Annotated in this window: 9 protein-coding genes and 1 pseudogene; 9 read left to right on the plus strand and 1 reads right to left on the minus strand. The window is 70.6% G+C overall.

Going from position 1 to position 12,366, the window contains the following annotated elements; genetic code table 11:
- Window positions 1–80 precede the first annotated feature (80 nt).
- On the plus strand, window positions 81–761 hold the full coding sequence (locus CW359_RS14535; protein ID WP_105970345.1) for a class I SAM-dependent methyltransferase: 681 nt from the start codon (window positions 81–83) through the stop codon (window positions 759–761).
- A 151-nt stretch (window positions 762–912) separates the two neighbouring features.
- Window positions 913–2,625 (plus strand): CocE/NonD family hydrolase, encoded by a 1,713-nt coding sequence (locus CW359_RS14540; protein WP_105970346.1) that lies wholly within the window; start codon window positions 913–915, stop codon window positions 2,623–2,625.
- Window positions 2,626–2,632: 7 nt separating this feature from the next.
- Here the strand turns inward: CW359_RS14540 and CW359_RS14545 are convergent, their stop codons facing one another.
- On the minus strand, window positions 2,633–3,064 hold the full coding sequence (locus CW359_RS14545) for a MarR family winged helix-turn-helix transcriptional regulator (RefSeq protein ID WP_198655215.1): 432 nt from the start codon (window positions 3,062–3,064) through the stop codon (window positions 2,633–2,635).
- Window positions 3,065–3,249: 185 nt separating this feature from the next.
- Between CW359_RS14545 and CW359_RS14550 the strand changes: the two are divergent.
- From CW359_RS14550 to CW359_RS14580, 7 genes and pseudogenes are all read left to right on the plus strand, one after another.
- Window positions 3,250–3,543, plus strand: a pseudogene (locus CW359_RS14550) (HGxxPAAW family protein); the annotation flags it as partial.
- 73 nt (window positions 3,544–3,616) lie between these two features.
- Complete coding sequence (locus CW359_RS14555) at window positions 3,617–4,510, plus strand: DUF2797 domain-containing protein (RefSeq protein ID WP_105970348.1); 894 nt, start codon at window positions 3,617–3,619, stop codon at window positions 4,508–4,510.
- Between the two features lie 57 nt (window positions 4,511–4,567).
- Window positions 4,568–5,491, plus strand: a complete 924-nt coding sequence (locus CW359_RS14560) for an amidohydrolase family protein (protein WP_105970349.1) — start codon at window positions 4,568–4,570, stop codon at window positions 5,489–5,491.
- Window positions 5,492–5,833: 342 nt separating this feature from the next.
- On the plus strand, window positions 5,834–6,571 hold the full coding sequence (locus CW359_RS14565) for a response regulator transcription factor (protein ID WP_189152128.1): 738 nt from the start codon (window positions 5,834–5,836) through the stop codon (window positions 6,569–6,571).
- Between the two features lie 168 nt (window positions 6,572–6,739).
- Complete coding sequence (locus CW359_RS14570; protein WP_198655217.1) at window positions 6,740–8,509, plus strand: HAMP domain-containing sensor histidine kinase; 1,770 nt, start codon at window positions 6,740–6,742, stop codon at window positions 8,507–8,509.
- A gap of 14 nt (window positions 8,510–8,523) precedes the next feature.
- On the plus strand, window positions 8,524–10,011 hold the full coding sequence (locus CW359_RS14575; RefSeq protein WP_105970352.1) for a bifunctional glycosyltransferase family 2/GtrA family protein: 1,488 nt from the start codon (window positions 8,524–8,526) through the stop codon (window positions 10,009–10,011).
- Window positions 10,008–12,263 carry an ArnT family glycosyltransferase gene (locus CW359_RS14580; RefSeq protein ID WP_105970353.1) on the plus strand — a complete coding sequence of 752 codons (2,256 nt, stop codon included), beginning with the start codon at window positions 10,008–10,010 and terminating at the stop codon, window positions 12,261–12,263. Before CW359_RS14575 ends, CW359_RS14580 begins: the two co-directional genes overlap by 4 nt.
- Window positions 12,264–12,366 lie beyond the last annotated feature (103 nt).

Consider the following 12,366-nt stretch of genomic DNA (forward strand, 5'->3'; position numbering starts at 1 on the left):
TACGCAGGCGCAGGGCCCCATCGTTCGCGGTGGGGCCCTGCGCCGTTGTCCGGCTTGCCCGTTCGGGTCAGGATGACGGTGTGACGATCTTGCCGCCGGCCGTCCTGCGCGCACTGGACCGCTTCCACGCCGCCCGCCCCTGGGACCACAACGCCCACTACCACCCGTGGCTCGTACGGCAGTTGCCCAGGCGGTACGGCCCCGCCCTGGACGTCGGCTGCGGCAGCGGCGACCTGGCGCGGCTGCTGGCCGGGCGGAGTACGTCGGCGGTGCTCGGCATCGACTCGGACCCCGCGATCATCGACCGGGCCCGCCAACTCACCGCCCCGGCAGCCCAGGCCGCCTCGGTCACCTTCGTCGCCGTGGACGCGATGACCGGCGTTCCCGACGGCCCGTACGACGTCGTCACCTGCGTCGCCGCCGTCCACCATCTTCCGTACGCCGACGCCCTAGCCCTCTTCCGGCGGCTGCTGGCGCCCGGCGGGACGCTGGTCGTGGTCGGGCTGGCCCGGGCGGAGGGTCCCGTCGACCGGCTGCTGGGGGCGGTGGCCGTGCCGGCGAACGTCGTCATGGCCTGGCTGAAGAACCGGGGGCGACGGGCGGCCGTGCGACCCGTCGCCATGACCGCGCGGACGCGGGCGGCGGAGATGGGGTACGGCGAGGTGGTGCGGGAGGCCCGGCGGGTGCTGCCGGGGTGCCGGGTGCGGCGGCGGCTCTTCTGGCGTTACACGCTGGTGTGGCGGAAGCCGGAGGGGAGTTGACGTCTCGCCCGCCCCCTCCTGTGCCACCGTTGGGGACCGACCCGGCGACCGACCCGGCGGCCGATCCGGCAATAGACCTTCGTATCCGATTCCGCTTCCGATTCCGACGGCGTCGAGGCTCTGCGCCGCTTTCAGACTGGGGCTGCCTTCCATGAACCTGCGTAGTCATCTCCTCCAGCGGCTGCTGGGGCTCGGCCCTCCGGTGACCCGGGATCTCGTCGTGCGGCGGGATCTTCGGGTGCCGATGGGCGATGGCGTCGAGTTGCTGGCGGATCGGTGGGTGGCCCGGGGGCGGGAGGACGACGGGCTGCCGGTCGCGCTGATCCGGACGCCGTACGGGCGGCGTGGGATTCAAGGCGGCGGTTCCGTACGGCTGTTGGCCGAACGTGGGTTCCAGGTCGTCGTACAGAGCGCTCGCGGGACCTTCGGCTCCGGCGGCGACTTCGAACCCTTCCGGCACGAACGGGCCGACGGGCTCTCGACGTTGGAGTGGGTGGTGAAGCAGCCCTGGTGCGCGGGGTCCGTCGTGCTGGTCGGGGCCAGTTACATGGGGTTCGCCCAGTGGGCCGTCGCCGATTCGCTGCCGCCCGAGGTCAAGGCGATGATCCCGATGGTGACCGAGTCGGCGCTGACCCTGGAGTTCCTGCGGCCGGACGGCTTCTCGCTGGAGACCCCGTTCGAGTGGGGTGTCATGGTCGCCGGGCAGGAACGCCCCTTCGCGGTGCTGCGCCAGCTCGCCCAGGCCCCGCGCAACCGGCGTGCCCTCGCCGGACTGCCGCTGGGCGGCGCCGACCTGGCCGCCCTCGGCCACCGCTCCGACTACCTCCAGAGCATCCTCGCCCACGACACCGACGGCGACCATGACGATCAGCTCGACCACCGGCACCGGGTGACGGGCGTGAGCGTGCCGGTCAGTTCGATCGGGGGCTGGTACGACATCTTCCTGCCGGGCCAGTTGCGGGACTTCCGCGCGCTGCAGGAGGCGGGGCGGCCGGCGCGGCTGACCGTCGGGCCGTGGGCCCATCTCTCCCCGCACGGCACCCCGATCCGCGAGGCGGTCGAGTTCGGACTCGCCCACGCGCGCGGGCAGACGCCTCCGGAACGCGCGCCCGTACGGCTGTTCGTCATGGGCGCCGGTGGAGGAGGGGATGGGCAGGAGCAGCAGCAGGAGCGGCGGCAGGGGCAGGGGTCTGGGAAGGGGCGAGGAAAGGGTGAGTGGCGGGACTTCGACTCCTGGCCGCCCGTCGGGTATGCGCCCCGGCGGTTCCATCTCGGCTCCGGCGGTGTGCTCGGCGACGGTGCGCCGGGTGAGGCGGCGGCGCACGACAGCTACCGGTACGACCCGGCCGAACCCACCCCCGCCGTCGGCGGCGTCCGGATGGGCCGGGGCAGCGGGCGGGTCGCCAACGGGGAGTTGGAGGCGCGGGGCGATGTACTGACGTACACGACGGCCGAGTTGACGGAAGACGTTGAGGTCGTCGGGGAGGTCGGGGCGGAGATCTGGTTCAGGTCCAGCCTGGCGTACGCCGATGTGTTCGTGCGGGTGTGCGATGTCGACGCGCGCGGAAGGTCGTTCAATGTGTGCGACGGGCTGGTCAGTGTCACCGGTGCCGACGAACTCGCGCCCGTCCACGTCTCGTTGTGGCCCACCGCCTACCGTTTCCGGCGCGGGCACCGCATCCGGGTGCAGGTGTCCAGCGGGGCGTTCCCGCGCTTCGCGCGCAACACCGGGACCGGTGAGCCGCATGCCACGGCGACGGTTCTGCTCGCCGCCGACCAGGAGGTCCATCACGGGGGCGGGTGTCCTTCGGCGGTGGTGCTGCCGGTGCGGGAGCAGTCGTCACCACAACGACCGGTGCTGTAGCGGCCCCTTACGTGCCGTCCGTCTCGCGGATCTCGTCCATGTACTCCCGGGCCAGTCGGCCCTGGCGGGTGAACCAGTCGGCCAGTACGGCGACTTCGGTGGGGGAGTAGTCGGAGAGGAGGGCGGCCAGGCGGGCGTAGTAGGGCTCGTAGAGGGCGCGGACCCGGGCGACGGCGGCCGGTTGGGCGGCCACCCGGACCCGGCGGCGGTCCTTCGGGTCGGGGCGGCGGGTGATGTAGCCCGCGCGTTCGAGGCGGTTGAGGATGCCGGTGACGGCGCCGGTGGTGACGTGGGCGCGTTCGGCCAGGTCACCGGCGGTGAGGAGGTCCTTGCCCGCCTCCAGGACGAAGCCGAAGCAGGTGAGGTCGGTGACGTTCAGTTCCAGGCGCCGGGCCATCTCCTGCTGGCTGAGCAGGTGCGTCGCGATGGTGTGGTCCATCGCCGTGAGCAGCTGGGCGGGGGTCGCGGGCGGGCGGGGTGAGTCCTGCGATGGGTGGTGCGATCGGCCTTGCGGTGAGTCCTGCGGTGGGCCTTGCATCGAGATTGCCTTAGCTCGTGAGAGGTTTTGGGGCTAAACTGCTTACGACGTGAGAGATTCTCGATTCTACGTGGGGAGACGCGGACGTGAGCGCACACGACGAGGGACACACCGTCGCCGGCTGGACGGGCACCGCCATCGCGACCGTCGGGTCCTGCGTGCTCGGCCTGGGCATCTGCCTGACCTCGGCCCTCGCGGTGACGGGCGGGACGGCGGTGCTCGTGGTCGCCCTGCTGGTCACCTGGGTGCTGCACCTCGCCGGGTGGGGGAAGCCGCCGGGTGTGCGGCCGGTGGGCGAGTGGCGGCTGCGGGAGCGGGACCGTGCGGCGCGGGCCGGGCATCCGGGGTGCGTGGGGTGCCGGTTGGCGGGGCGGGGCCGGGTCTGAGCCTCTGACCTGGGCGTTTTCCGGCCCGGGAGGGCGTTGTCAGTGGCAGCCCGTACTCTCGCAAGGGATGGCACAGGCATGGAGATGCTCGGGGCTGCGATGGTCGGCGGACGGTCCCGTGCTGCGGTGGGACGGTGGGCGCAAGAGTGCGCTGACGTGGGGGAAGCGGGTGGCCTTCGGGGTCACGGAAGGGGGCGTACGGACATGTGTGGGAGCGCGGGGCAACGCCTGTCCGATGCGGGTGGCGGTGTCGGGGCGGAGCACGGGGGCGCGGTGCGAGGAGTGCGCGCGGCTGGACCGGGCGCATTCGGTCGCCGCCGACACGATCGCCGACGATCCACGCCCCTATCACGTATATCTGGCGTGGTTCGGGCCCGGCATGACCAAGGTCGGCATCACCGCGCTGGAGCGGGGCTCGGCGCGGCTGCTTGAGCAGGGCGCCGTCGCCTTCAGCTGGCTCGGAGCCGGGCCGTTGATGGCCGCCCGGCGTACGGAGGAGTTGCTGCGCGCCGCGCTCGGCGTCCCGGACCGGATTCCGTACGCCGACAAGCGGGCGGTGCGGGCCGAGCTGCCGGGTACGGCGGCCGAGCGCGCCGCCGAGGTCGAGGAACTGCACGCCCGTGCGGTGGGGTTGACCGCCTGGCCCGAGTCCCTGGAGCGGGCGCCCTGCCAAGTCGTCGACCACGTAGGCGTGTTCGGGCTGACGGAGGCCGCACCGGCCGTGGGTTCGGTGGGCGAGCTGGTGGCCGGGGGCGTCGTCGGGGGCGAGCTGGTGGCGGCGGCCGGGCCCGATCTGCATCTCGCCGCCGAGGACGGGCGGGGCGTGGTGGTGCTGGACACCAGGCTGATGACGGGGTGGGAGCTGGTGCCGGTCGGCAGCGGTGGACTCACGGTTCCTGTGCGGGAGTTCAAGGGGATGAGGTCGAAGGAGGCGGCGGGGGTGCAGGACGGGCTGTTCTGAGCCCTGGTGCCGCAGGGCGAGCGGGTGAGCTGGCGAGCGAGAGGACGGCTGACGACTGTGGACGACACGAGGGCAGGCTCAGAGGACGAGGCCGCCGAGGTCCGGCGGTTCTGGACGCGGCTCGGGCTGCCCGGACTCGTCGACGTGCACACGCACTTCATGCCCGAACGTGTCCTGCGCAAGGTCTGGGCCTACTTCGACGCCGTCGGAACGGTGGACAACGGCGTCGAGTGGCCCATTACCTACCGGCTGGAGGAGGACGAACGGCTCGCGGTGATCCGGGAGTTCGGGGTCCGCGCCTTCACCGCCATGCTCTACCCGCACAAGCCGGGCATGGCCCAGTGGCTCAACCGGTGGGCCACCGACTTCGCCGCCCGCACCCCCGACTGTCTGCACACCTCCACCCTGTTCCCGGAACCGGGCGTCGAGACGTACGTCCGGGAGGCCGTCGAGTCCGGCGCGCGCGTCTTCAAGGCGCACGTCCAGGTGGGGGCGTACGACCCGGCCGACGAACTCCTCGACCCCGCCTGGGGGTTCCTCGCCGAGACCGGCACCCCCGTGGTGATCCACTGCGGTTCGGGACCGGCGCCCGGCAAGCACACCGGGCCCGAGCCGATCGGGCGGGTGCTCGCCAGGCACCCCAGGCTGCGGCTGGTCGTCGCGCACATGGGCCTGCCCGAGTACGAGGACTTCCTCGGCCTCGCCGAGCGGTACGGGGAGGTGCGGCTGGACACGACGATGGCGTTCACCGACTTCGCGGAGCGGATGGCCGGGTTCCCCCGGTCCGCGCTCCCCCGGCTTGCCGACCTCGGCGACCGCGTCCTGCTCGGCTCGGACTTTCCGAACATTCCGTATCCGTACGTCCATCAGCTGCACGCCCTGCAGCGCCTGGACCTCGGCGACGACTGGCTCCGGGCGGTGTGCCACGACAACGGGGCGCGGCTCTTCGGGCTTGGGGGTACGGAGGTGAGGAGGGGCTGACACCGGCATGAGGATGAGGTGAGAACAGCCGGCCGGAAGGGATATATCGGGCACGGTGAAGTGGGGTGCGTAACTTTGAATCGGGTTCGCCCAGGAGACGCACAGGATGCCCGGCGGGCGTCCCGGGGGCTTCCCGGTGGCTGGCGCGGCTTTCCCGGTTACGGGTGAAGGTGCAGGTGGGGGGCGGTTTCGTCGCCCCCTGGGGAGGGTGGTCGCCCTGCCCTTCAGGCCTTCTCGGGGGCGGAATTCCCAGGGGTTCCCTGAGAGGCGCCTGTGAGTTTCTCAGGAAAATCACAGGTTCCAGAAAGCTTGCTCTCAGAGGACACCGACATGGTTTCCGCTATGACCACGACCTCGCCCCAGGGGCGCACCGAACTGCTGAGGCCGGACGGGAGCCCCGTCCGAGTGCTTGTGGTGGACGACGAGCTGTCGATCACCGAGCTGCTGTCCATGGCCCTCCGCTACGAAGGCTGGCAGATCCGCAGCGCGGGTGACGGAACGGGCGCGGTGCAGACCGCGCGAGAGTTCCGGCCCGACGCCGTCGTACTCGACATGATGCTGCCCGACATGGACGGCCTCACCGTCCTCGGCCGGCTCCGGCGCGAGCTGCCCGAGGTGCCCGTGCTGTTCCTGACGGCGAAGGACGCCGTCGAGGACCGGATCGCGGGCCTCACCGCGGGCGGCGACGACTACGTCACCAAGCCCTTCAGCCTCGAAGAGGTCGTGGCACGGCTGCGCGGCCTGATCCGGCGCTCCGGCGCGGCCGACCGCCGCTCCGACTCCGTACTGGTCGTCGGCGACCTCACCCTCGACGAGGACAGCCACGAGGTGTCGCGGGCCGGTGAGGGCATCCACCTCACCGCGACCGAGTTCGAGCTGCTGCGCTTCCTGATGCGCAACCCGCGCCGTGTGCTCAGCAAGGCCCAGATACTCGACCGCGTGTGGTCGTACGACTTCGGCGGCCAGGCGAACGTCGTCGAGCTGTACATCTCCTACCTGCGCCGGAAGATCGACGCGGGGCGCGAGCCGATGATCCACACCCGGCGCGGTGCCGGGTATCTGATCAAGCCCGCCGGCTGATCCGGACCTCGGCGTGGGGCGGGCATGTGTTCGCCCTCATAGTCGCGGGTCGTTCGATTCCCCGGCGTACGGGACGGCGCGCGGACAGAATGTAGGGCGCGTCGATGGTGGTGCCGCTCCGGAAGAGGTAGTCGAGCCCGGCAGGAGGGCAGCACGGTGAGCAGTCAGGTGAGCAGTCAGAGGAAGTCGCACAGGTTGCAGCGGAAGGCGAAGCGGCAGAACAAGCCGCGGACCCTGCGGACGCGGCTTGTGGTCTCGGCGGTCTCGCTGATCGCCGTCGTGTGTGCCGTGATGGGCACGGTGACGACCATCGCGCTCGAACAGCACCTCGACAAGCAGCTGAACAACCAGGTCAGCGAGGCCGCGAGGCGCGTGGGTGGTGGCGGACCCCCGAACGGGCCCGGTCAGGGCGGTGGCAACGGCACCCCGCCCGGCGGGTCGCCAGGGGCCGACAACAGCTCGTCCTCCTCGGATTCCTCGTCCTCCTCGGATTCCTCGTCCTCCACCGGATCTTCCACCGGATCCTCCGACGGATCCTCCACCGGCAACAGCACCACCTCCGCCTCCGGCGCGGGTACGCAGACCCCCACGGAACGGCTCACGGACTTCATGAAGAAGGGCGGGACGCAGGAGGACACCGTCGCCGCCAGCGTCGACGAGAACGGCGGCGTCACCCAGGCGTACATCGCCAAGATGCAGTCGACCACGAGTGACACCGGCCTGACGGAAATGGACTCCGTCGCGCTCGACGAGACGCAGCGGGCCGAACTGGCCGCCGTCGCCCGGGACGACAGCCTGCACACCGTCACCCTCACCGGGCTCGGCGAGTACCGCGTCACGTACGTCACCAGCAAGATCGGCACCGGCAGCTACTACGTCGCCCTCCCCACCGACTCCGTCACCACCACCATCAACACCCTGATCCTCGTGGAGGTCAGCGTCACCGCCGCCGGCCTCGTCGCCGCCGGGATCGCGGGCTCCGTACTCGTCGGTGTGGCCCTGCGCCCCCTGCGCAAGGTCGCCTCCACCGCCACCCGGGTCTCCGAACTCCCCCTGCACACCGGCGAGGTGACCCTCAACGAGCGGGTCGCCGAGTCCGAGACCGACCCGCACACCGAGGTCGGCCAGGTCGGTGCCGCGCTCAACCGGATGCTCGACCATGTGCACGGCGCCCTGCACTCGCGCCAGCAGAGCGAGATGCGGGTACGCCAGTTCGTCGCGGACGCCAGTCATGAGCTGCGTACGCCGCTGGCGTCGATCCGCGGGTACGCCGAGCTGACCAGACGCGGACGTGAGGAGACCGGGCCCGACACCCGGCACGCTCTCGGGCGGATCGAGTCCGAGGCCGGCCGGATGACCCTCCTCGTCGAGGACCTGCTTCTCCTCGCCCGCCTGGACGCGGGGCGCCCGCTCCAGTTCGACCAGACCGACCTCGTACCCCTCGTCGTGGACACGATCAGCGACGCGCGCGCCGCGGGCCGGGAGCACAACTGGCGGCTCGACCTGCCCGACGAGCCCGCGCTCGTGTCGGCGGACGCGGCCCGGCTCCAGCAGGTCCTCGTCAACCTGCTGGCCAACGCGCGTACGCACACCCCGCCCGGGACGACCGTCACCGCGCGTGTGCAGCGGCGCGGGCCGTGGCTGTGTGTGGACGTGCAGGACGACGGACAGGGCATCCCCGCCGATCTGCTGCCGCATGTGTTCGAACGGTTCGCGCGCGGCGACACCGCGCGCTCCCGCACCACCGGTTCCACCGGTCTCGGGCTCGCCATCGTGCAGGCCGTCGCGACCGCGCACGGCGGTGCCGTGACCGTGGACAGTGTGCCCGGACGCACCATCTTTACGGTCCATTTGCCTGCCCTTGCCCCCGAAACAAACTGGCAATCGGACTCACAGGCACAGCACAGTGCCAGCACATGGGTGGAACAGGGCGCCTGACCAAAGTCGGTGTCATGCGAACCGACTCTTCTCCCGGCACCCTGCCGGCGCGGGAGCACCTCCCGGCCGCGGCAGCCGGTACGCCTGTCCTGGACGTAGTGATCCCCGTCTACAACGAGGAGAAGGACCTCCAGCCATGTGTGCTCAGACTGCACGAGCACCTCAAGCGCACGTTCCCGTACGCGTTCCGCATCACGGTCGCGGACAACGCCTCCACGGACACCACCCCGATGGTGGCGGCGCGGCTGGCGGCGGAGATACCGGAGGTCAGGTCCTTCCGGCTGGAGCAGAAGGGGCGCGGCCGAGCACTGCGGACCGTGTGGTCCGCGTCCGACGCGCCGATTCTCGCCTACATGGACGTCGACCTGTCCACCGACCTCAACGCCCTGCTGCCGCTGGTGGCACCGCTGATCTCCGGTCACTCGGACCTCGCGATCGGCTCCCGGCTCGCCCGCTCCTCGCGCGTCGTGCGCGGTGCCAAGCGGGAGTTCATCAGCCGGACGTACAACCTGATCCTGCGCGGCTCGCTCCAGGCCCGCTTCTCCGACGCGCAGTGCGGATTCAAGGCGATCCGACGTGATGTCGCCCAGATCCTGCTGCCGCTCATCGAGGACACCGGCTGGTTCTTCGACACCGAGATGTTGGTGCTCGCCGAGCGTGCCGGACTGCGCATCCACGAGGTGCCGGTCGACTGGGTCGACGACCCGGACTCGACCGTCCACATCGTCAAGACGGCTACCGACGACCTGAAGGGGGTGTTGCGCGTGGGCAAGGCCCTTGCCTCCGGTTCGCTGCCGCTGGACCGGCTCACCCGGCCCTTCGGCGACGATCCGCGCGACCGTGACATCAAGGACGTACCGAAGGGGCTGGCCCGCCAGCTCGTCGGTTTCTGTGTGGTCGGCGGCATGTCGACCCTCTTCTACCTTCTCCTCTACAGCGCCTTCCGGGGCTTCGCCGGCTCGCAGATCGCCAACGCGCTCGCGCTGCTGGTCTCCGCCGTCGCGAACACCGCGGCCAACCGGCGCCTGACCTTCGGGGTGACCGGCCGGGGCGGTGCGGTGCGCCACCAGGCGCAGGGCCTGGTCGTCTTCGGCATCGGACTCGCCCTGACCAGCGGCTCGCTCGCCGCCCTCAACGCGGCGACCAGCGACCCCGGTCACTCCACGGAACTGGCGGTGCTCATCGCCGCCAACCTCGCGGCAACGGTGCTGCGGTTCCTGCTCTTCAGGGCCTGGGTCTTCCCGGACCAGCGCGACGAGCCGACGGCCTCGACGGTCGTGGCCTCGCACACGCCGAGTTCGCCGACCTATCAGGCCTACCAGGCCCACAACTCGGGCCAGTACACCTCGACTTCGTACAACAACTCGCAGTACGCCAACTCCCCTTACCCCAATGACCAGTTCCGCGCCGGTGAAGTCGCGGACCGTACCTGGGGGGACCCGACCATGCGGCTCCAGCCGGTGCGCCCGCACGACAGCCAGGATCCGAGGAACCCGCGATGACAACCACGCACTTCGACCAGACGACCTATCCCCCGCCGGACCCAACTCCGGTACAGCAGCAGGAAGTCGGCGACACGGCCGTACCGGCTCCCTCCTCCGGTGAGCCCAAGCAGCCCTTCGTGCACAGACTGTGGCGCGGGCGGCCCGAGGACCACCGGTGGATACGGCCCGCCTTCCTCGCCACGCTGCTGGTGATCGGCGCGCTGTACACCTGGAACCTGACGGCCTCCGGGTACGCCAACTCCTTCTACTCGGCGGCGGTTCAGGCCGGCAGCCAGTCCTGGAAGGCCTTCTTCTTCGGCTCGCTCGACTCGGCGAACGCCATCACCGTCGACAAGCCCCCGGCCTCCCTCTGGCCGATGTCGTTGTCGGTCCGCGTCTTCGGCCTCAACTCCTTCGCGATCCTGTTCCCGCAGGTCCTGATGGCCGTCGCCACGGCGGGTGTGCTGTACGCGTCCGTGCGGCGCCGCTTCAACGCGACCGCGGGCTTCCTCACGATGGCGGTTTTCGCGCTGACACCCGTCGCCGCGCTGATGTTCCGCTTCAACAACCCGGACGCGCTCCTCGCGCTCCTCATGGCCGCCGCGGTCTACGCGACCCAGCGCGCCATGGAGAAGGCCGAGACGAAGTGGCTGCTCTGGGCGGGTACGGCGATCGGTTTCGCCTTCCTCGTCAAGACGCTCCAGGCCTTCCTGATCCTGCCGGTGCTCGCCCTGGTCTACGTGATCTTCGCGCCGACCAGCGTGCGCAGGCGGATCGGCCAGGTGCTGGCCGCCGGGCTCGCGATGGTCGTAGCGGGCGGCTGGTGGGTCGCGATCGTCGAGCTGTGGCCGGCCTCCTCGCGCCCCTACATCGGCGGCTCGCAGAACAACTCCTTCCTTGAACTGACCTTCGGCTACAACGGACTCGGCCGTATCAACGGCGAGGAGACCGGCAGCGTCGGCGGTGGTGGCGGTGGCGGCAGCAGCGGCCAGTGGGGCGAGACCGGCTGGGACCGGATGTTCAGCTCCAGCATCGGCGGCCAGATCTCCTGGCTGATCCCGGCCGCGCTGATCCTGCTCGTCGCGGGCATCTGGGCCGGCCGCAAGGCCACCCGCACGGACGGCGTCCGCGCCCTGCTCCTCCTCTGGGGTGGCTCGCTGCTGATCACCATGGTGGTCTTCAGCTACATGCAGGGCATCTTCCACGAGTACTACACCGTCGCCCTCGCCCCCTACATCGCCCCGCTGATCGGTATCGGCGCGGCCCTGCTGTGGCGCGAACGGGACAAGATGTGGGCGTCGTTGACGCTCGCGGGCGCCATGACGGCGACCTCGGTGTGGGGTTACGTCCTCCTCAACCGTTCCTCCGACTACCTGCCCTGGCTGAAGTGGCTGGTGCTGGTCGGCGGCCTCGTCGCCGCGCTGGGCCTGATCTTCGTCAACAAGCTCGGACGCCAACTGGCGCTCGCGGTAGTCGGGTTGAGCTTCGTCACGGCACTTGCGGGCCCGACCGCGTACTCCCTCACCACCCTCAACGAGGGTCACACCGGCTCGATCGTCACGGCGGGTCCGTCGGTGTCCGGCGGTCGCGGTGGCCCCGGCGGTGGCGGTGGCGGCGGTATGGGCGGCGGTCCTGGTGGCGGCGGTCAGCAGGGCAACCAGAACGGCAACACCCAGGGCGGCCAGGGCAATCAGCAGGGCGGTGGCGGCATGGGCCAGCCTCCGACCGGCGGCAACGGCAACAGCAACGGCGGCGGGTTCCCGGGCGGCGGCAACGGCAACACCCAGGGCAATGGCAGTACCCAGGGCCAGGGCAACCAGCAGGGTGGCATGCCCGGCGGTACGACCGGCGAGGGTGGCGGCATGGGCGGCGGCGGTGGCGTGGGCGGTCTGCTCAACGGCGCCAGCGTCACCAGCGAGGCCAAGGCCCTGCTGGAGAAGAACGCGGGTGACTACACCTGGGCGGCGGCAGCCATCGGCGCGCAGAACGCGGCGAGCTACCAACTGGCCACCGGCGACCCGGTGATGGCGATCGGCGGCTTCAACGGCACCGACCCGTCCCCGACACTGGCCGAGTTCAAGAAGTACGTGGCGGACGGCAAGATCCACTACTTCATCTCCAGTGGCTCCGGCGGCGGTGGCATGGGCGGCAGCAGCAGCACGACGAGCACGTCGTCGCAGATCAGCTCGTGGATCGAGAGCAACTTCACGAAGGTGACAGTGGGTTCGGCCACCTTCTACGACCTGACGCAGCCGACGAGCAGCAGCTGACCGGCATCCGCTGAGGGTTCCTTTCCAGGGTGGTGGCCCGGAGCGATACAGCTCCGGGCCACCACCCGTTTTTAGTTTGTTGTACGCCGTACAGGAACTGTTC

Source organism: Streptomyces geranii (assembly GCF_002954775.1).
GTDB lineage: Bacteria > Actinomycetota > Actinomycetes > Streptomycetales > Streptomycetaceae > Streptomyces > Streptomyces geranii.